The organism is Microcoleus sp. N9_B4, from assembly GCF_036701635.1.
Taxonomy (GTDB): Bacteria; Cyanobacteriota; Cyanobacteriia; order Cyanobacteriales; family Microcoleaceae; genus Microcoleus.
This window is the reverse complement of record NZ_JAUBRC010000002.1, coordinates 163151-181491: the sequence shown is the minus strand read 5'-3', so window position 1 is coordinate 181491 and position 18341 is coordinate 163151. Positions and strand designations below refer to the sequence as shown.

General features: G+C 47.2%; 22 protein-coding genes. 10 read left to right on the top strand and 12 right to left on the bottom strand.

The features are described from left to right. Position 1: 1 nt before the first annotated feature. The 6 genes from QUA43_RS02060 to QUA43_RS02035 all read right to left on the bottom strand — a co-directional run bounded on the left by QUA43_RS02060 (position 2) and on the right by QUA43_RS02035 (position 6561). The gene (locus QUA43_RS02060) at positions 2–325 is read right to left on the bottom strand and encodes a type II toxin-antitoxin system PemK/MazF family toxin (RefSeq protein ID WP_333370585.1); all 324 of its coding nucleotides are present in this window, start codon (positions 323–325) and stop codon (positions 2–4) included. Beyond that, on the bottom strand, positions 319–657 hold the full coding sequence (locus QUA43_RS02055; RefSeq protein WP_333307864.1) for an AbrB/MazE/SpoVT family DNA-binding domain-containing protein: 339 nt from the start codon (positions 655–657) through the stop codon (positions 319–321). The genes QUA43_RS02060 and QUA43_RS02055 overlap by 7 nt, the downstream gene beginning before the upstream one ends. Before the next feature lie 66 nt (positions 658–723). After that, a complete protein-coding gene (locus QUA43_RS02050; protein ID WP_333370583.1) occupies positions 724–2118 on the bottom strand; it encodes a 3' terminal RNA ribose 2'-O-methyltransferase Hen1 in 1395 nt (464 codons plus the stop codon). A gap of 148 nt (positions 2119–2266) precedes the next feature. Beyond that, the gene (locus QUA43_RS02045; RefSeq protein WP_333370581.1) at positions 2267–3736 is read right to left on the bottom strand and encodes a GTP-binding protein; all 1470 of its coding nucleotides are present in this window, start codon (positions 3734–3736) and stop codon (positions 2267–2269) included. A 179-nt stretch (positions 3737–3915) separates the two neighbouring features. Then, complete coding sequence (locus tag QUA43_RS02040; RefSeq protein WP_333370579.1) at positions 3916–4338, bottom strand: hypothetical protein; 423 nt, start codon at positions 4336–4338, stop codon at positions 3916–3918. Between the two features lie 114 nt (positions 4339–4452). Continuing rightward, positions 4453–6561, bottom strand: coding sequence for a hypothetical protein (locus QUA43_RS02035; RefSeq protein ID WP_333370577.1), 2109 nt, complete (start codon positions 6559–6561; stop codon positions 4453–4455). A 215-nt stretch (positions 6562–6776) separates the two neighbouring features. On the opposite strand from QUA43_RS02035, the gene QUA43_RS02030 reads away from it, so the two are divergent. Next, positions 6777–7607 carry a type II CAAX endopeptidase family protein gene (locus QUA43_RS02030; protein WP_333370575.1) on the top strand — a complete coding sequence of 277 codons (831 nt, stop codon included), beginning with the start codon at positions 6777–6779 and terminating at the stop codon, positions 7605–7607. A 163-nt stretch (positions 7608–7770) separates the two neighbouring features. Here QUA43_RS02030 and QUA43_RS02025 read toward each other — a convergent pair whose 3' ends face one another. Further along, on the bottom strand, positions 7771–8103 hold the full coding sequence (locus QUA43_RS02025; protein ID WP_333370573.1) for a HEPN domain-containing protein: 333 nt from the start codon (positions 8101–8103) through the stop codon (positions 7771–7773). After that, positions 8093–8557 (bottom strand): hypothetical protein, encoded by a 465-nt coding sequence (locus tag QUA43_RS02020; RefSeq protein WP_333370572.1) that lies wholly within the window; start codon positions 8555–8557, stop codon positions 8093–8095. Before QUA43_RS02020 ends, QUA43_RS02025 begins: the two co-directional genes overlap by 11 nt. A gap of 396 nt (positions 8558–8953) precedes the next feature. Between QUA43_RS02020 and QUA43_RS02015 the strand changes: the two genes are divergently transcribed. After that, positions 8954–9331 carry an S-layer protein gene (locus QUA43_RS02015; RefSeq protein ID WP_333370570.1) on the top strand — a complete coding sequence of 126 codons (378 nt, stop codon included), beginning with the start codon at positions 8954–8956 and terminating at the stop codon, positions 9329–9331. Positions 9332–9412: 81 nt separating this feature from the next. Here QUA43_RS02015 and QUA43_RS02010 read toward each other — a convergent pair whose 3' ends face one another. The 4 genes from QUA43_RS02010 to psbH form a co-directional block, all read right to left on the bottom strand. Further along, on the bottom strand, positions 9413–9679 hold the full coding sequence (locus QUA43_RS02010; protein WP_332958583.1) for a DUF3146 family protein: 267 nt from the start codon (positions 9677–9679) through the stop codon (positions 9413–9415). Then, the gene (gene pth, locus QUA43_RS02005; RefSeq protein ID WP_333370568.1) at positions 9676–10338 is read right to left on the bottom strand and encodes an aminoacyl-tRNA hydrolase; all 663 of its coding nucleotides are present in this window, start codon (positions 10336–10338) and stop codon (positions 9676–9678) included. The genes QUA43_RS02010 and pth overlap by 4 nt, the downstream gene beginning before the upstream one ends. Beyond that, complete coding sequence (locus tag QUA43_RS02000) at positions 10339–10599, bottom strand: TatA/E family twin arginine-targeting protein translocase (RefSeq protein ID WP_333156304.1); 261 nt, start codon at positions 10597–10599, stop codon at positions 10339–10341. It abuts the gene before it with no gap. Positions 10600–10750: 151 nt separating this feature from the next. Then, positions 10751–10954: a photosystem II reaction center phosphoprotein PsbH gene (psbH, locus tag QUA43_RS01995; RefSeq protein WP_015176007.1), complete on the bottom strand. Its 204-nt coding sequence runs from the start codon at positions 10952–10954 to the stop codon at positions 10751–10753. 212 nt (positions 10955–11166) lie between these two features. Between psbH and psbN the strand changes: the two genes are divergently transcribed. The 8 genes from psbN (at position 11167) to QUA43_RS01955 (ending at position 18341) form a co-directional block, all read left to right on the top strand. Further along, positions 11167–11298, top strand: coding sequence for a photosystem II reaction center protein PsbN (gene psbN, locus QUA43_RS01990; RefSeq protein WP_190742515.1), 132 nt, complete (start codon positions 11167–11169; stop codon positions 11296–11298). Next, positions 11279–11440, top strand: a complete 162-nt coding sequence (locus QUA43_RS01985; protein WP_333344905.1) for a hypothetical protein — start codon at positions 11279–11281, stop codon at positions 11438–11440. The genes psbN and QUA43_RS01985 overlap by 20 nt, the downstream gene beginning before the upstream one ends. A gap of 140 nt (positions 11441–11580) precedes the next feature. After that, entirely contained in the window at positions 11581–12681 is a 1101-nt protein-coding gene (aroC, locus tag QUA43_RS01980; protein ID WP_333370566.1) for a chorismate synthase, read from the top strand. 1 nt (position 12682) lies between these two features. Next, a complete protein-coding gene (locus tag QUA43_RS01975) occupies positions 12683–13594 on the top strand; it encodes an MBL fold metallo-hydrolase (RefSeq protein WP_333370564.1) in 912 nt (303 codons plus the stop codon). 634 nt (positions 13595–14228) lie between these two features. Next, entirely contained in the window at positions 14229–15152 is a 924-nt protein-coding gene (locus QUA43_RS01970; protein ID WP_333370562.1) for a hypothetical protein, read from the top strand. A 783-nt stretch (positions 15153–15935) separates the two neighbouring features. After that, positions 15936–16547, top strand: a complete 612-nt coding sequence (locus tag QUA43_RS01965; RefSeq protein WP_333370690.1) for a class II aldolase/adducin family protein — start codon at positions 15936–15938, stop codon at positions 16545–16547. A gap of 593 nt (positions 16548–17140) precedes the next feature. Further along, complete coding sequence (locus QUA43_RS01960) at positions 17141–17695, top strand: Npun_F5560 family protein (protein ID WP_333311475.1); 555 nt, start codon at positions 17141–17143, stop codon at positions 17693–17695. Beyond that, positions 17688–18341, top strand: coding sequence for a hypothetical protein (locus tag QUA43_RS01955; protein ID WP_333370560.1), 654 nt, complete (start codon positions 17688–17690; stop codon positions 18339–18341). Before QUA43_RS01960 ends, QUA43_RS01955 begins: the two co-directional genes overlap by 8 nt.

Genomic DNA, 18341 nt, shown 5'->3' with positions numbered 1-18341 from the left:
ATTATTCAGCAAACATCTGTACCAAAGTATCTAAAACTGCTTTTTGTTCGTCAGCGCTGATTTGACCGAGATATTTAATTAATCGATTTTTGTCAACAGTCCGAATTTGATCGAGGACGATTTGCCCATCTTTGCCTTGAAAATGACAATCTATGCGACTGGGATATGGTCGCCCCTTCGTTGTCATTGGAGCAATGATGACAGTGGCAATGCGCTTGTTCATCTCATCTGGTGAAATCACCAAACAAGGTCTAGTTTTCTGAATTTCACTGCCAACAGTGGGGTCAAGGTTAACTAAAAAAACATCAAAACGTTTGACTACCATTGCCACTCAAGCTCTTCCCACTCCGTAGTGGTGACATCATCAAGAAGGACATCATCATGTTGCTCTGCCATTTTTGCGAACGCTTCCTCCCAGCCGGCACGCGGTTTTGGGGCTGCACCAATGACGATCCAACCGGCAGGCGGTTTTTGGGCTGAACCAATGACGTACCAATCGGCACCCGGTTTTTGGGCTGCACGAATGACGATCCGATCGCCGTGAACTTCGATTTCTACTGCTTCGCTAATACCAATTTGATCTAACAAAGATTTGGGAATGCGAATGCCCTGAGAATTGTCAATTTCAACGATCTGGGTTTGAATAGATTTACTCATAGCGGAAGCCTGCATTTTTCCAAGTTTAACTATATTGTAAGCACAAACAGACTGTGGGTATTATTTTCACTGGGCGAAAATTGCCATTTGCGTAGGCGAACCTACTTCTAAATCTTCAGTTCCCACACAACGAAACTCTACCCCACAGCCAAACCGTTCGGCCACCCCATTCGCCCAAGCTTGAAACTCTGCCCTTGTCCACTCAAAGCGGTGATCCCGGTGGCGAAATTTGCCCGCCGGCAAGTTTTCAAACCTAACATTATATTCAATATTTGGAGTTGTGACGATCGCACTTTTCGGTCGGATAAATTCAAACAAAACCCGCTCAAAAGCAGCCAACCGTTCTAAATCCAGATGTTCGATCACTTCAATTACCGCCGCCGCATCAAAACCAGTCAAGCGGCTGTCCCGATAAATCAGCGAACTTTGAATTAGTTGAATCCGAGATTGTTGTGCGGGAGACAATCGATCGATTTGCAAACGTTCCCTGGCAATTTCCAAGGCACGAAAGGACACATCGACGCCTGTAATTTGTTCGATCGCACTTTCTTTCAAAAGCGATCGCAGCAGTTTTCCCTCACCGCAGCCCAAATCTACCACTCGCTTAGCACCACTTTGCTTTAAAACCTCCGTCACAGCTTCCAAACGCTGTTGATTCAAGCTAATTCGCTGTTCTAAAACTTCCTCTTCTTGCTGATGATAAACTTCGAGCTCCTCAGCGTCGATATGAGCTTCTTCTGCTAACTGTGCCACAGCAATTCGCGTCAGACGGCGCTGGCGTTTCAGATAGCGGTTGGCAATTTGTTCGCGGCCGGGATGCGCGGTCAACCAACCTTCGCCGTGACGCAATAACTTCTCGATTTCATCATCGCCCACCCAATAATGTTTGTCGTCATCCAACACGGGAATTAGCACGTAAAGATGGCTTAACAAATCCGCCAAACGAATTGTATTTTGCAGTTCCACAGAAAAGTAAGGACTCGCGCCCCACTCGGGAAATTGCTCGTCAAGAATCAGGGGTTTTGCTGCGACTTGATAGCCAAGTGGCTCAAACATTTGCCGCAGGAACTTCTCGCCACCGCGACAGGGCAAAACCGCCAGATTAACTGTCAAAGGAATAGCGGTTTCTGCGAGTTCTGGGCGGTCTTTGCAGCGACCGGATAGAGCTGTACTAAAGACTTTGGCGAGGGCGACAGACAGAAACGAAGAGGCAACGTAGGGGCGATCGTTCACGTATTGTTCGAGAGGGCGATCGCCCGATTTCGACTTGCCCCGCACCAAACCAACCGGATCGACATCTAACAGTAAAGCCGCCGTGCACCTTTGTGCATTTGCCTCTGGATAAAACACGCTGGCCGACCCGAAAGTCATCGGAAAGGATTGATGGCGATCGGGATGTTTGTGCAGCAAATAACCCAAATCTGTAGCAGGGACGCGAGTTGTAGAGATGGTTAATAACATAATATTAGAAATTGGGAATCGGGCATCGGACATCGGGCATTGGTTATTGGTAGTTCCTCACAAATAACAAATAACAAATAACTACTCACGGTCGATAATTAATCCGTGTATCCGTGTCAAAATCCGTGTCGTGCCTTCCTTCTTTTCACTAAGATTTCTGTTTATCCACACTTCCCAAATCCAACTTAGCCCGCAACTCCTCCTTAATCCGGTTTAAAATAGAATCCTCATCCAAAGAAGACAAAATCTTGCTCACCACAGCCTTGGGCCCATCATCTCCCCAAGAAGCACCATTAGCCAAATAAGCCTTAGTAACTTGACCGATACCATAGGAAGAAACCCCCGCGATCGCAGCTTGCGTCACAGCCACAGACAAATAAGGCCCTAAAGCCAAACCCCCCGTCGCCGGCGTCGCCAAACCCAACAATCCTTTCAACGAGCTCAAACCAAAATTAGCCAACAATTCCCCCGCAGTAATTCCCCCCATACTAATCGCAATCTTTTGCAGCAATTCCACCGCGCCCGCTTCCGTCATCGCAATGCCGTAAACTTTAGATAAAGTTAAGATCATCACCACATCAATTACCGCACCGCTAAGAATATCAACTACAGTAATTGGATTAAGTGCGATCGCCACCGCTTTAGTCATTACCCCGTTCCAGATAATGCGATTAGCCGCGTCATCTCGAATTTCCATTTTTCGCTGCACCAACTGCTCGTTAATATCCCCCGCACAGAGCATCGTATTCAGCGCCACCAAAGATTTGCCTTCCCGGTCTAAAATCTCCAAAATCTTTAATTTTAAATCTTGCACTTGTGGCAAACTGCGAGTCATTTGCACGCCCATACTTCCGTCGGGACGGCGCACCGCCCTCGCCGTCAAAGGCGAAGCCGCCGCCATCACAATTTCATCGGGAGACAACAATTCTCTGACGCGATCGTCTCGAATTTTATGATAAATTGCCAGCCTGTCTGCATCAGGATACTGGTCAATTTTATTAAACACTAATAACATCGGTTTTCCGGCTTCCCGCAACTGCGAAAGTGCTGCGTATTCCACCTTTGTAATGTCGCCAGCAACCACAAACAAAATCAAATCAGCTTGTTGAGCAACGCGGCGGGCTAAAAGTTCGCGAGTTTCGCCGTCAACTTCATCTATTCCCGGAGTATCGACTAATTCAACTTGCGACAAACGGTAAATAACTGGCGAAAGTCGTAGCGTAGCGGGGCGTAAGCCATCAGGCAAATTCTCATCAATACCCTCTCCGACATCCCATTGGCCGATAGTCGTCGTGCGAGTCACCCCGTGAGTCGGGCCAGTTTCAAACACATTTTGACCTAGCAGCGCGTTCAAAACCGAAGATTTGCCCCTTCCCACCATCCCAAACACAGCTATTTGCACGCAAGCGCGCTCTAGCTTGTCGAGCATTTTCTCCAACCCGCCAATTTCCGGTTCTAGTCCAGTTCGCTCTTGAACTGTCAAGTCGAGATTTTCTACTATATCTCGCAGAGCATCTTTCGCGTGGCGCAGGTTGAGTTCTGCCTGAATGTCTGCGAAGCTTAAAATTGTGTCATCTAATTCTCGATCGACATTGGAAAAATCGGAGGCTTCAGTCATTGTCACCTGGCTTTTTAACTTATTTTACCTAAAGTTGCAACAGATACAATACTATTGTACCTGTTTCTGTCTGCTGTGTACAGCCCGCACCAGTTCGCAGCGCCCAAAAATCTGCTTTGCACAATTAGGAAATAACCGCAAGATGTCAATGTTTAATTTCTTGTGGAATCAGCTAGTTGCTAAAGCATCGGCATATCTTCCTTGGATGCTCGCAACTCCATTTTTCCGCCAACAATCCAGACATCAACAAAAGGAGTCTCTTGCACCCGAATTTCCTTTGTCTGCGTCTGGCCACCCTCCACAGCTACCTTCAACTTAACTGTGGATTCCTCAACAGGAACTTCCACCGCATCCGCGAAGGAAATCGTCAAATCCGTAGTCACGCCAGACTTGCGATAGACTTCCTGTTCATTCACTTCTACAGTCACGGTGTTATTGCTGAAACCGTCGCGAAGTTTGATAAATAAACGCATAGTGGTACTCGCTTGGTAATGGTAAGGGGTCAAAAAATCGGCCTGGGGGCGATCGGGTACGCAGGTAGACCCGATCGCCAAAATTGCCAACAGAATTATCAGGTGTCGAACCAACAACAGACTTATCATTAATGCTGTGAAGTTTTTGCTAGCAGTGTTTTGTACAAACTAACAAAAATTGCTTTACTTATTTAGTTTAAAATAAAGTAAAGCAATCTTCAGGGGAATTCACCAATTCACTGTTTACTTCTTGGCTGCCGATCGCAATATCTTGACTTCCATTGCTGAGATTTTGCTAAAGGTTTTGCTAACAGCATCCTCATCACCAGTTTTAGCCTGAACCTCAGCTAAACAGGAAAGGGACATCTGTGCCGAAACAGGGTCGAGAATATTGGAATCTGCAACTGCTGTCAGCAACTTAGCGCTTTCATCCAACTCCGCAGGGCGTACAATCACCCGGGTTTCACGATCGTCGGTAATCGTTTTAAAGTCACGGCTAGCGTTGATACCCTTCACCATCCGAACATAGTTTGCCATCGCGTGTTTCGGATATTTTGCCAGAACTTCCTCAAAAGCATCGTTACCGCTTCGCAAAGACTCATCATCCGAACCCAGCAAATAGAGCAAAGAACCCTGTTCGTCGCCCATAAACAGAGCGGCCAATTCTTCCTCAATTGGCGTCACAGGATAGCGAACGCGAATAGTGATGATATCCGAGAATACCTCTGAACCGTCCAAAGCCCCATAGACCGCCCGTACCCGGTAATTTCCGGGTTGATCGAAATAAAATCCGTCTTTGCCATAGCCGATATATGCGCTTTCTGGAATTACATCATCGCGCGCGATCGTGCTTTCTCGCTGACCAACTAAATGATCGATTAGCGGTTCATAAACCATAACTGCGCCGCTAGGCTTGCGAATCACGATTTTGACCAAGCCACAATTCGGATGCAGCCAAGTATGCACCCGGCGCCCGCCCGCAGCCGTCGTTCCCAGCATTAATTGCAGTACCACAGGCTCACCTAGCGCGAAGCTTTTTTGGTTGGTTGAGATCCTGAAAGTCAGTCCCGACTCATCCCGAATCGGATCGGCCATCACTTCCTGCCCCAGACCAGAGCCGATCGCAAAGTCGTTTCCACCCACAATAATATTGTTGCGGAACGCATGGCGGAGATGGATGACCTCCTCATTGTCGAACTGAAACGCAAACTGACTCCAGTAGGTAGCCTCGCCACCCGGTGCTGGGTAATTAAAGGGATAGTTCATCCAAGACAGTGCCAGCGGGCGATTCGTACCAGGGGGCGTCGCCAAAGACTTTTGCCACGAGTGCAGCAAGTTAAAACTATGCCCCAGCTCGTGAACATAAGTGTAGAGCTGCAATCGCAGCTTTTCGGCAGTTTCCCCGCCTATACCTTGATGAAAAACGGCGCAGCCTTGCCGCTGCTTCCCTTGCTGGTCAAACATGATGCCGTAGAGCCCAGGGCCCAGGTCGTGAAGTTGAGCAACTACCTGCCAAACAGCCCACTGCGGCAAATCCTGCCACAAGGTGAAGTGTTTCTGCATCGAAGCGTGGAGTTCGGAGTTGCTCCATTTAGCGCCCGCACCAGCTTCATCGATATTGATAACGTTGTTTCCTGCTGTTGCGATCATCTCGATCCCAGCTTCTGCATAGGAACTGACGACGCTGAGGTTGCGCGCTGGCCCCCCCGACGGCAGCGAACCCGTGTTGTAGCTGCTGAATATGGGAGTGACAACATCGGAAACCTGGTCTGTTTCTAGTCGCAGACTGCGGAAATAGACAGACTCGAAGACACAAGTGTAAGTTGCTCCGGCGACTCCGCCCTTTGTGAAAAATTCCACCGTTGCTGGCGCCTGCGGCTGGAAGATGAACTTGCGCTGGATTGTCACCTGTATTACGGGAGCTCCGGCGGCAAAGGTAAAGCTTCCGAGGCCCTTGATAACTACTTGAGAAGCCGTTACCTTTATCGTCGGCGCATCGACGATAAAGGAGCCAAAATAGGTGGTAGTACCGCCACTGATTTGGAAGAAGTCGCCGCTTAACCGCTTCATCGGTCGAGTGCGGTCAACGTCAACCCGGAGTTCGAGTTGAAAGCTGCCTAATGTACCGCGGTAGCGCCCACTGACCGGCCGTTTGGCGATCGGAATTGCGGTCGGTGCGATCGGTAGCGGTGGGATGCTAGGTATTGGTGCGGTTTCGCCCTCGATTGGATGTGTTGGATCGCTAATTCCAGCCTCTATTGCTGCGATCGCAGCTATGTCATCGACTGACATTTCTCCAAACGAAAAATCACTACTGGTTAAATCGATACTTGTAGGATCTTGCTGAGACATTTTTATTTATCCTTTCATATTGTGATACTCCATATATAAGTGGCAGTATTGGGGAGTTTACAGTCGCTTTTTAGAGTGACACTTACTTGTGCTACACCATTTGAGTGTCACTCATTTAAGCGACAGTGTTGTTGACTGTTTCACTCATGCGTCCGACCCGTGTTATGTTTATTTTTACTAAAAATTAAAATTTCTCAGCAAGTAAATTGTAACCAATGATTAACCGCCTCCAAATAATAGCCACTTATCCATTTCCTTTACGTGTGATAATTTTCCTATTAATTTTGCTAGCAATCTGGCTGCCGCTAGCAGCACCAATTTATCTCTTAGTTAAAGATAGTAACCTAGCAACTATTCTGACAATGGGATTGTTGTTTACTGAGTTTCTGTTCCTAGTGCCGCGCTGGGGAAAACAGGTTTACGGACAAACCCAATTACTCAAGAGTTACGGTTTAACCAATACGCGAAAAAACGGTTTTGAGCTTTTAACCGGATTGGCGATCGGGCTGACGATCACTTTCAGCTTATTTGCGGTGCAAGGGCTGTTCGGCTTAGTCGCGTGGCAAAATTCTGATAATTTGCCGAGAATCATCGCAGAAGGGCTGTTAAGCGCCCTGGGAGTCGGTTTTGCGGAGGAGTTGGTATTCCGTGGTTGGTTGCTGGACGAGTTGCAGCGGGATTACAATTATAAAATATCTCTGTGGGTGAATAGCCTGGTGTTTGCCCTTTCTCATTTTCTCAAACCTGTTGCCGCTATGCTGCGGAGTTGGCCGCAGTTTCCGGGGTTGTTGTTGCTGGGTTTGATTCTGGTTTGGGGAAAACGATCGCGCCAAAATCGCCTCGGTTTGTCGATCGGGCTTCATGCAGGTTTAGTCTGGGGATATTACATGATTAACATCGGGCAGTTAGTGCGATATTCGGGCTCTGTACCCGACTGGGTGACAGGAGTTAACGGCAATCCGCTAGCTGGGGCAGTGGGGCTGTTGTTTTTGAGTATATTGGCTTTGCGAATGCGAAAAATGTCTGAACATTCCAAAGGTTTGTAATATATCCATCAGGTGCGTCGCTATGAGATTGTTGGTATTTAGTTAGGAATTTATCGCAGGCGACACACCCTACAACTACTGCTGTTTTAGCAAAGGCCTTATCAGATCAAATTGATATTTAGAGATTATTTAGGTTATAAATTATTTCTTGAGAACGCTTGATCTAAATAGTAGCAATCGCAGATAATAAGGGAAAATTATCGTCATAGTCTGCTTGATTTCGATATCGGCGCAACACTGCTAAATTATCGGCGATTAATTGATATCTTGAGTCAGGATTAATATCAAATTCTTGCCAAACATAGCGGTGAATATCGCTAGTTTTTGGCATGGAATGACCTTGTTTATCTCGCAAATAGTTCCGCGCTAAGATAAAAGCAGCATAATATGAACGACTGATAGCATCCCTCAATCGCGCCTCCTGTTCAGCAGGAATAGTTGCTTGACCAGCAAGTTCTTTTGCTAAATTTAGGTATTGCGACCAATCAAAACTCATCAGTATATTCCAAAATCGTATAAAAATGCTCCCGAATTTCATGGGATAATCCCCTAGACCAATTTTTACGCAATTCGTCTTCTCTATCCATTGCTTCATCTGGATCGAGGTCTGTCAAGATGATTGAGAGAACCAGATGAACATAGTTAGGAATTTCGGGGTCATTGATGACTTGAAGTAATAGTTTTTGTTCGGGAAAATAATTGCTAATCTGAACGGGTGCTTCTAGCACAACGGGAAGTAAAAACGGATATTGGTTAATAAAGTCAATGACTTCTGTCTTGTCTCGGAAAATGTAGGATTTTTCTAGGGTTTCAATGTCTGATTGGGAAATGAGGAAAGGCGCGACTCTTGGTGCTGATATCTTGTCTAAAATTAAGGATGCTATGGCATTTTGTTCTGCTTCGGGTAGTTGAGAGACGGTGGCAAAAGTTTCTTCTAATAGGTTATTCATTTTGTAAATTTCCTATGGGACTAAAAATTAATTATCTCGCAGGAGATCAGATAAAAAATCGACTCGCCAGAGGCGACCTCCCCAAGAAGTGTAAAGGGCAAAAAGGCAAAGGGCAAGGAAGAGTCCTAGCGGGAAACACAGCACGGAACACAAAACCGGAGACTACCCGAAAACCAGAGCTACGCGAACACCGAAGATAGGGTAGCGACCGCCCACCAAATTCATGAAACGAAAGGCTGTACAGCAGTTGACCGCCTTGAAGTTACAAGAGCCACCACGCTGTATCCGGTATTCAAGCTATTTAGATTTAGTTTCCCAAGAACTTCCGTTAGTTGGTGGGCTATTGTAGGGAATGCAGTGGAATTTAGGATATATTGTCGCACCAGAGGAAATTAGATGCTTAAACTCAGAATCGTTTCCACAATTATACTGCTAATTAGTGCCAGTTGTTCATTTCCCGCACAGGCGCAAAATCCCGCACCAATAAAGCCCAATAATTCTTTAGTTCAAGTGCAGCAAACGCGAGAACAAATTCTCAATGCTTGCGTGCAGAATCAGGCTGAAACCCTGCCCAATCCTTTTACCGATGTACCTTCCAATCACTGGGCTTACAAAGCTGTTTTGACAATGTATTATTGCGGGGCTTACCGAGAAGCGACGCCACCTGACTTAATTAAAGAATTACTGGAATCGGGAGATACTACTAGAGAAAAGTTGCCTTCCCCATCGCCTTTTCCCAATTTCCCATTACAGCGATTCCCCGTGATTAATTAAAGAATTACTGGCATCGGGATATCCTACTAGAGGAAGTTTTTATTCCCGATTGCCTTTTCCCCATTTCCTATTACCAAGATTTTAAAACTCAGCCCGAACCGTAAACGAATAATCCCCGCCCGGTTCAAGCTGATAATCCCATTTTTCCAGAAAACGGTGCAGCGGTTCCTGAATCAATGCCCTACCCTGAGAAGGCTCAAGAATCAGTGTTTTTTCTGACGTAAAACGCCACTGAAACTGCCACTCAAAATTGCCGGCAGTCACTTCACCCTCAATCGTGCCTTTTTGCCAAGATTGGCCCGTAACTCGGACATATGCAGTTGTTTCAGGCAAACGTCTCGAACTCACCTTTTTGTTTCCGCGTTTGTTTCTGCAATTGTGCGACTATTGTAAAGGCTCATGGCTTTTTCTACTCCTTGGTGCAGACTTAGTTCCACTGCTTCTACAACCAGTTTAAGCACTTTCTCTACTAACTGAGTTTCCTCTGAGGAAAATTTTCCTAACACGAAGGAAATCGTATCTTTCTCATTTTTAGCAGCATCGTTTTGAGGTTTGCCGATGCCAATCCGCAAGCGGGGAAATTTATCTGTGCCCAAATGAGAAATTGTCGATTTCATGCCGTTGTGTCCGCCGGCTGAACCGGCAAGCCGCATTCTCAATTTACCGATCGGCAAATCCATATCGTCGTATACTACTAACACCGACTCCGCAGGTATTTTGTACCAATCCGTCGCCGCCCGAATCGCTTGACCCGACAGATTCATGTAAGTAAGCGGTTTCAGCAAGCGGATTTTCTGTCCCCGCGGCCGGTTTCCCTCGCCAAATATGCCTTGAAATTTGCGATTTTCCGACAGGGAAATCTGCCAAGATTTAGCCAAGGCATCGACAGCATTAAAGCCTATGTTGTGTCGGGTGCGATCGTATTTAGGTTCGGGATTGCCCAACCCAACTATTAGCTGGGGAATCACTAACTCCGCTGGTGTTTCCGACTTCTGAGGGTTATTCATTTAAATGTCTGTGCTATCTTCCTTGGGAGTAGCCGCCGTGAGTTTTTCAGTTTCCGGTTTGCTGCTAGTTGCTACTGCTTCTTCTAACTGCTTAGCTTCCCGCGTGAACTCCGACTCAAAATCCCGCGAAGCGTCTTGAAAGCCCCGAATTGCTTTCCCCATACTCCGACCGATTTCAGGTAATTTTTTCGGGCCAAATACCAATAGGGCGATCGTAAAAATAACGGCCATTTCCGGCAAACCAATGCCAAAAATATTCATGGTTTTTCTCCAGCAATTTGTTTAGTTACTTCTTGTTTATTTATGCCAAAAGTAATCGGAAAGGGTAAGGAAAAACGGGAAAACTTAGCTTTTGCCCTTTCTCCTCAACCCTCAGCTTTTACTTTTAGCCTTACTGTTTTGCGATCAATTTTTAGCGGCCGAGACTCGACCAATCCATATCCACACTCTCCAGAATCAGAGAAGAGTTGTAGATTTGCAAAATAATCAACAAGAACACGAAAAACAGTCCAATGAACACGCTCATCAACAGCGTGGTTCCCCAGCCGGGGGCTACCTTGCCGTATTCCGAGTTAAGGGGTTTGAGTATATCTCCTAACCAAGTCCGTTGTGCCATAAGTCACCTGCAATGAATCTCTACAGAAAAGTTTGACATATTTCTACCGCTAATTGCGATCGCAATTTCTCAGAAATGCCGCCGGGGGACTCGGAAAACGGGGAGTGGGGGTTGCCTGCCATACCGTACAGCGCCTAAAATCACTAGAGTTTCAGACGGATTGTTATTTTTTGTAATATTATAGAGTGGAGCACTCATAATCGATCAAAAATATGGAACCCGCAGCAGTTCTCGGCATTTCTCTCGGTGTGTGTCTGGTGGCCATCACCGGTTTCTCGATCTACACGGCTTTCGGCCCTCCCGCTAAGGAATTGAGAGATCCTTTTGAAGAACACGAAGACTAAAGAAGAAGGAAGTTCGGCAACGGATTTTGTAACGGATGTAACGGATGTCAGGAAGAAGGAAGAAGGAAGAAGGAATAGAAAGAAACTATGCCCCATGCCCCATGCCCAATTCCCCATTCCCCTCTCCCTCTCTCCCTGGTAGATAATCTTCTAGGGGTGGGAAGGGAGTGATTCTGTGAGACGATCGCCTGTCGCCTTCTCGTCAATGGTATATTTTTTATAAATACAGTAAATCTCTATTCCATTTAAGCTAAAAATTATTAGGTGTCAGGCTAAAGCATCATGGGGAACACATTTGGGCATTTATTTCGGATATCGACATTTGGGGAATCTCACGGCGGCGGTGTCGGAGTAGTAATTGACGGTTGCCCGCCCCTGGTGTCGATCGACGCATCGGAAATTCAAGCCGAACTCGATCGCCGTCGCCCTGGCCAAAGCAAAATTACCACCCCCCGCAAAGAAGCAGATACCTGCGAAATTTTGTCGGGGGTGTTTGAAGGCAAAACTTTGGGAACGCCGATCGCAATTTTAGTCCGCAATCAAGACACTCGTCCCCAAGATTACGGCGAAATGGCGACAACTTACCGCCCTTCCCACGCTGACGCTACCTACGATGCTAAGTACGGAATTCGTAACTGGCAAGGCGGAGGTCGATCGTCCGCGAGAGAGACAATAGGTAGAGTAGCAGCAGGGGCGATCGCTAAAAAAATTCTCAAACAAGCAGCAGGAGTCGAAATAGTCGGCTACGTCAAACGCATCAAAGACTTAGAATGTGTCGCCGACCCCGACACTGTTACCTTAGAACAAGTAGAAAGCAACATCGTCCGCTGTCCAGATGCCGAATGTGCCGAAAGAATGATTGAACTGATCGAAAAAGTTCGCGACAGTGGAGATTCGATCGGGGGTGTAGTCGAATGCGTCGCCCGCAATGTACCCAAAGGGCTGGGAATGCCCGTATTCGACAAACTCGAAGCCGACTTGGCCAAAGCCATCATGTCCTTGCCCGCCAGCAAAGGCTTTGAAATTGGTTCCGGGTTTGCCGGGACTCTGCTCAAGGGCAGCGAACATAATGATGAATACTATACTGATGATCAGGGTGTAATTCGTACAGTGACGAATCGCTCTGGCGGAATTCAGGGTGGCATTGCTAACGGCGAAAATATCATTTTGCGGGCGGCATTCAAGCCAACTGCGACAATTCGCCAGCAGCAGCGTACAGTTACCCGAGAGGGCGAAGAAACCCTGCTCGCTGCCAAGGGACGGCACGATCCTTGCGTTTTGCCAAGAGCTGTGCCAATGGTCGAAGCAATGGTAGCTTTAGTGTTGTGCGACCATCTACTGCGCCATCACGGACAATGTGGAACCTTAAAGCCTGAATTTTAAAATGGAAATCAGCTTGTCCTCTGTAGCGGCAACTCCCGTTGATTGCCCTCAACCCTCGGAATCAATAAAAGGTATGGATGATTTTGTCGTACAGTTCTGGGGCGTGCGGGGCAGTGTTCCGACACCCGGACAGGAAACTGTTCGCTACGGCGGCAATACTTCTTGTTTGGAAATGCGAGTCGCTGGCAAACGCTTGATTTTTGACGGCGGAACAGGCTTGCGGATGCTGGGAGACCAGTTGGTGCAAGAAATGCCTGTGCAAGCTTATATGTTTTTTACTCACTATCACTGGGATCACATTCAAGGTTTCCCGCTGTTCGCCCCAGCTTTTATCCGCGGCAATAGGTTTGATATTTATGGGGCGATTCCGCCGGATGGAGATTGTCTCAAAAGGCATTTTGTGGAACGGATTCTGCACTCGAATTCGCCGGTGCCGCTGATGGGTTTGCCTGCAGATTTGAATTTCTACGAACTCAATCACAACCAGACGATGATGCTGGACGATATTGAGATTAGGACTGGTTCTCTGAATCACCCGAATACTGCTATGGGATATCGGGTGAGTTGGCAGGGACGTTCGGTGGTTTACTGTTCTGATACGGAGCATTTTCCCGATCGGCTAGATGAGAATGTCTACAATTTGGCCCTCGACGCTGACGTGCTGATCTACGATGCGATGTACACCGACGAGGAATATCACAATCCCAAGTCTCCGAAGGTGGGTTGGGGACACTCGACTTGGCAGGAAGCGGTGAGAATGGCTAAGGAAGCAAGGGTGAAACGAGTGGTGATTTTTCACCACGATCCGGCTCATACTGACGATTTTCTCGATCGCATCGCCGAAGATGTGCAAATCGCTTTCCCCAAGGCTGTCATGGCCCGCGAGGGTCTTATTTTGCCGATCGGCTTCTGAACATTCGCCTAGGTGAGCTCGATCGAACCATCAACAGATCGAACCGTAATTGTTATGTGAATATGTGGATCTGGTCTCGCGCCCAGAGCCACAATTTTTTTTAATATGCAGCAAACTCTTAACTGCATGGTATAATTCTTGCTTGTTAAGTTTTTAGGCAGATTATTTAAGGTTTTTTTTATTCTTCAACCGCGTCCGCAAGACGCCAAGACGTAAGATAATTGGAGGATTGCCAAGGGTGAAAAGGAGACTGTTTTGAATGTCAACAAACACGGGGAGGCGCGGCGATCGCACGCCTGAGTGCTAGTCTGATGCCAGTAGACTTCCAGAAGCCTTGTTACAGATTAATTATTAAGGACAAAAACTGAAGTTATAGCTCGGATCAAATAAAAGCGCGATCGGTTTTTTGGGCTCATGAATATTGACAACTCTCAAAAGCTAATAGCTTTTAGGTACAAACTGAGAAAATTTTCAGCAGTCAATTTGACTAACCAGAAAGAAACGATCGCTCTGGCGTTTGGCAGTAGCTGCGGCAAGCGAATGTTATGACTTGACTATCAAAATGGGAAATTTACGTTTTAGATCTTCAGCACATCAATACAGATGGATTGCCCTAGGCAGTTTTGCTGTAATTATGGGTATTTCAGGCGCCCTGGCCTACCGCCTCGCCCCGCCCCCCGGATTCATGGCTCAAGGCACTCTCACTTCTAATAATCCGCCAGTCAAATTTTCGACCACGGGCACGACAATTCTCAAGCAGGGAGAGCAACTCACCCCGGAGGTTCTGCTGGCAGATAATGTTGTCAAAGCCGTGGCAGATGCAGTTAAGCTGTCGCCCCAGCAAGTTCGACAAAATGCTAGCGTCAAGATTTCCAAGCCGGAACAACCCTTAGAGATTGCTGTTGGGTATCGATCGCTCGATCGGGAGCAAGCAATCCAAACGGTGGATATGTTGATGAAGGGCATGGTGGAAAAAAGCCGCCTGATTAACAGATATCGGTGGCAATCAGTCAATCAGTCGCTCAACCAACGCTTGGCACAAGTCACTCAAGACCTGAAACAAGCTCAGCAAAAACTCGACCAATACGAAAGAGAGCGCGCTCGCCTGTTGCAGCAAATGAAGCTTCAGCAAGACTTTTACAACAAAACTCAGCTTGCAATGGCGGATACGCAAGCGTCTGAAAAAGAAATGGTCAGCAGTTTGGCCGCCGCTACAGTGCCGCAAATTGTGGCGACGCCCACGAGCGATCCGACAGTGCCTCTGATTTTGGGAATTGGCTTGCTGTTGGCGATTTTGGTCAGCCGGGGTTTGATTCCTTCGGTGGCGGATTGGAAGTACAAAGCAGCTTTTCAGCGAGAAGAGAGCGAAAGGCTCCAAAGTGCTTTGTACCGACTGATCAAAGAAGGCCGCGGCGAAATAACTCTGGTGCGGTTTGCAATGGAAACGCGACTGTCGCCGGATGTGGCTCAGCGTTTTTTGAACCAACAAGCTGAAGTTTTTAATGCCAATTGCGAAATAAAAGACGACGGCAGCATCTTGTATCACTTCCACATTTAAATGGCTGCGAGTGATCGCACTCCAAAGAAGACTTTAGCCGATCGAGTCATCACTGCTTGATCGGCTTGTTTTTTTCTTAATAGGCTGTAACTTAATACTACAGATTTTGGTGAACCCGCCGACGCGAGCTGAATTCCGGTGATTTTACCCGACATGACATTACGCTCAACCCGGTTTCTTAGGTTGTAGGTGGCATCAGAGCTAACAATGGCCCGATCGACAGAGGTGTGGACTAACGTAGATCACCCGAAGATTGTGCCAGTTCCTCCCAGACTGGCTAAAAAATATTTTTTGTGTTCCGCTTGCTTTTTGCTTCATTATATGTATAATGATAAAAAATCAGTAAATGTACGGTTGCTTTTTGCCGGAGTTACCGAATTAAGGGTACTTTATCCTTAAAGATTTATGAAGGTAGAGTTCACCTCAGTAGAAATGCTGTAGTATAGAACAATAAGTGATTCAGGGATGTTATGTAGTTTCACATCAGAAACTCGATCGGGCAATAGCCTGGAATCAAACTCCCCGATTGAAAGCGTACATTTTAATATTGAACTTTTGTAATCACCTAGAGGCTAAACCATGATTTTTGGAATAATTGGTTCAACTTTCCTAGCTTACTTTTTGCTAATGTCGGTCGCTAATTACGGCGACACTGGAATGTAGATTAGTTAAGGCACTGATGCACCGAGACATAAGGCAGCAGGCAAAAAAAAGATGTTTGACAACTTCGATTAAGTCTCTGCTTGGATCGGGTCTGTCGTGTCCACTCTGACCGAAAAATGGATGGATGAAGGAGTCGTTAAGTACCGCTGTGACTGGGAAGAAGCAGACCCTGTAGCTGCGCGGAACATAGCAGATTTGATGAACTGGCGCGATCGGCTCCACTGTTGGGGATTAATTGGCGTCTACGAAAATGGCATAGGGTTTGGCAACGTCAGCGTCAGACTCGGTAATTCTTGCCAATTCGTGATTTCGGGAACCCAGACTGCACACTTGAGAACTCTGGGACCAGAATCATACTGTACTGTTACCGAATTTAACTTAGAACAAAATTTCCTCGGATGCCGGGGCCCCGTACAAGCTTCGTCGGAGTCCCTGACTCACGGGGCCCTGTACTTTCAGAGAGAGGATGTGGGCGGGATAATTCATGTCCACAATCCTAAACTATGGCAGCAACTGCTGTTTAAGATTCCTACGACTAGAAAAGAAATACCTTACGGCACTCCCCAGATGGCCTTAGAAATGTTTAGACTTTTTGAGGAGGAGGATTTGGCCGATCGCAAAATTCTGGCGATGGCCGGTCACGAGGACGGGATTATCTGTTTTGGCAGCACAGTGGACGAAGCTGGCAAAGTGCTTTCTGATGCGATTAATGAGATTGGAGTTGAGCGTTGATCTCTCGAACGATCGATCCATCGCCTGGGTTGTGGCAAAGATCGAGCATCAAACTCTCGCAACCAACTCAAAAATTGCCAAGTGCCTCTTGCCTCTGTGGTAATGGAAAGATATTCTAAATAGCAGATATATACTATATTCAATCGTAAAAGCTGAGAGTCATCGTCAGTAACCCAGCCCTAAAGGGACTGAGCTTGGTCGCTAGTGATTGAGCAAGCTGTACTGACCAGCCTAAGACTTTAGAGGTCTACGTTATTTGGGTCACGACACCGGAGAATGCGACGCTAGTTTTCCGCTCTGTCGCTTGTAGTTAAACAGCCTTAAGGTCACTGAGGCAGTGCTGCAAGCTTAACAAGCTCTTATAACATTGGTGAAGCGAACATTACCCCGAAAGGGAGCCGGAGACAACCATATCTCCACAGAGGGATAACTATACCCCTCTACCCCCGCAAGGGGAAAGCGGATTCAAGGCGGTGGTCACGCTTGCCCTTCGGCTTCGCTCAGGATAAACTCCGTCGAATGTATTGAAACCGCCCCTGTCGTTTACCTCTCAGGGCTAAAGCCTCTGAGTTTCCCACTTACGGAGCATTTTTATGAATCAAACTAAACTTGTAAGCTCAAAAGAATTGCAATCAGAGGTATCTCGTCTCACCGAAGAGCTGCAAATGCGCGACCAATTGGTGCAGCAGTTGTCTCAAGAACTTTTCAGGCTGGTGAAGGGCAATTCTAATTTTGTGCCGGCACCGGAAGTTTCCGATCGCCACCAAGCTCAAATGCAGGCAATGCGGGAACAACTCCAAGCTGTTGAAGAACAGGTGGGTTTTTATCAGGAACAAATCGCGGAGCGGGATGCTGAGGTTTACCAACTGCGGCAATCGGTGCAAGAATTGACCGATCGCTCTCGGATGCTAGAACAGGTAGTGCAGGAATTGCCGGGGGTTTACCGCCAGAAGTTTGCCGAGCGGATCGAGCCGATTAAGGAAAAATTGGATCAACTGCAAAAGGAAAACCGCCAGTTGCACACGGAGTTGCAAAGCGTAACTTACCGTCTCGCTGTGCGGAGCCGCAAGGCTAAGGGCCTGGATCTGCCGAGCGTCGATGCTGAGGACGATCGGGGAATTCAAATGCCGAGCTTTGGCAATGTCTAAGGTTTTGATTGTGGCGGGTGGTGAGAAAGATTCGGCCGCAAGTCTCTCCGCGGCGATCGCTCAATCTGATCCTTTAACTGAAGTCAATATCTGTGGGGTTTCTGAACTCGATTCTGGCGCGATCGCTCCGGGTGGGGCGACGATATTTTGTCCTTTGACGCTGGATATACCAGAAAATCTGGTTTTTCCGGCTCAAGATGTGTTTCGATTTTGTGCCAATGTTTCGGGGGCGCGCGATCGAGTGTCCCAGGAGTTGCTTTGTCCCGTCGGGGGTGGCAATTTTTGGCTGCCTGTGGTGTTGACGGCAAAGGGCCCACTGTATGCTGAGGTGATCGGTGGCGAACCTGACAAGCAGTCTGGCGAGTTGAGTTACTCTCAACCGGTGCATTTGTCGGATGTTTGGCGGCAGGAGTTGTATGAGTTGGCTTACCGCTTGCTGAATCTTTTAAATGCGCCGCCGGCGACTTATTTGATGCAGTTCGGGTTTGTAGGGGAAAGGATTTGTTTCGATCAACTTTGGCCTTTTCCGGCTGCACCTGCGATCGCTTCTGTCGGCGTTCAAGTGCCGGATTTATTTCTTTGTCATTGGTATTGCTTGACAAATAAACCTATTTATGATATAGAAATTAACTCTGCGGTTGCTTGA

Excerpts from the sequence above, each read along its gene's own strand:
- QUA43_RS01955 (WP_333370560.1), top strand. The coding sequence starts at position 17,688 with ATGTCTAAGGTTTTGATTGTGGCGGGTGGTGAGAAAGATTCGGCCGCA.
- QUA43_RS02015 (WP_333370570.1), top strand. The coding sequence starts at position 8,954 with ATGCTTAAACTCAGAATCGTTTCCACAATTATACTGCTAATTAGTGCC.
- QUA43_RS02040 (WP_333370579.1), bottom strand. The coding sequence starts at position 4,338 with ATGATAAGTCTGTTGTTGGTTCGACACCTGATAATTCTGTTGGCAATT.
- QUA43_RS02025 (WP_333370573.1), bottom strand. The coding sequence starts at position 8,103 with ATGAGTTTTGATTGGTCGCAATACCTAAATTTAGCAAAAGAACTTGCT.
- QUA43_RS02050 (WP_333370583.1), bottom strand. The coding sequence starts at position 2,118 with ATGTTATTAACCATCTCTACAACTCGCGTCCCTGCTACAGATTTGGGT.
- QUA43_RS02030 (WP_333370575.1), top strand. The coding sequence starts at position 6,777 with ATGATTAACCGCCTCCAAATAATAGCCACTTATCCATTTCCTTTACGT.
- QUA43_RS02055 (WP_333307864.1), bottom strand. The coding sequence starts at position 657 with ATGAGTAAATCTATTCAAACCCAGATCGTTGAAATTGACAATTCTCAG.
- psbN (WP_190742515.1), top strand. The coding sequence starts at position 11,167 with ATGGAACCCGCAGCAGTTCTCGGCATTTCTCTCGGTGTGTGTCTGGTG.
- QUA43_RS02020 (WP_333370572.1), bottom strand. The coding sequence starts at position 8,557 with ATGAATAACCTATTAGAAGAAACTTTTGCCACCGTCTCTCAACTACCC.
- QUA43_RS01960 (WP_333311475.1), top strand. The coding sequence starts at position 17,141 with ATGAATCAAACTAAACTTGTAAGCTCAAAAGAATTGCAATCAGAGGTA.
- QUA43_RS02060 (WP_333370585.1), bottom strand. The coding sequence starts at position 325 with ATGGTAGTCAAACGTTTTGATGTTTTTTTAGTTAACCTTGACCCCACT.
- QUA43_RS01970 (WP_333370562.1), top strand. The coding sequence starts at position 14,229 with ATGGGTATTTCAGGCGCCCTGGCCTACCGCCTCGCCCCGCCCCCCGGA.
- QUA43_RS02035 (WP_333370577.1), bottom strand. The coding sequence starts at position 6,561 with ATGTCTCAGCAAGATCCTACAAGTATCGATTTAACCAGTAGTGATTTT.
- QUA43_RS02045 (WP_333370581.1), bottom strand. The coding sequence starts at position 3,736 with ATGACTGAAGCCTCCGATTTTTCCAATGTCGATCGAGAATTAGATGAC.
- aroC (WP_333370566.1), top strand. The coding sequence starts at position 11,581 with ATGGGGAACACATTTGGGCATTTATTTCGGATATCGACATTTGGGGAA.
- pth (WP_333370568.1), bottom strand. The coding sequence starts at position 10,338 with ATGAATAACCCTCAGAAGTCGGAAACACCAGCGGAGTTAGTGATTCCC.
- QUA43_RS01965 (WP_333370690.1), top strand. The coding sequence starts at position 15,936 with ATGGATGAAGGAGTCGTTAAGTACCGCTGTGACTGGGAAGAAGCAGAC.
- QUA43_RS01975 (WP_333370564.1), top strand. The coding sequence starts at position 12,683 with ATGGAAATCAGCTTGTCCTCTGTAGCGGCAACTCCCGTTGATTGCCCT.
- psbH (WP_015176007.1), bottom strand. The coding sequence starts at position 10,954 with ATGGCACAACGGACTTGGTTAGGAGATATACTCAAACCCCTTAACTCG.
- QUA43_RS02000 (WP_333156304.1), bottom strand. The coding sequence starts at position 10,599 with ATGAATATTTTTGGCATTGGTTTGCCGGAAATGGCCGTTATTTTTACG.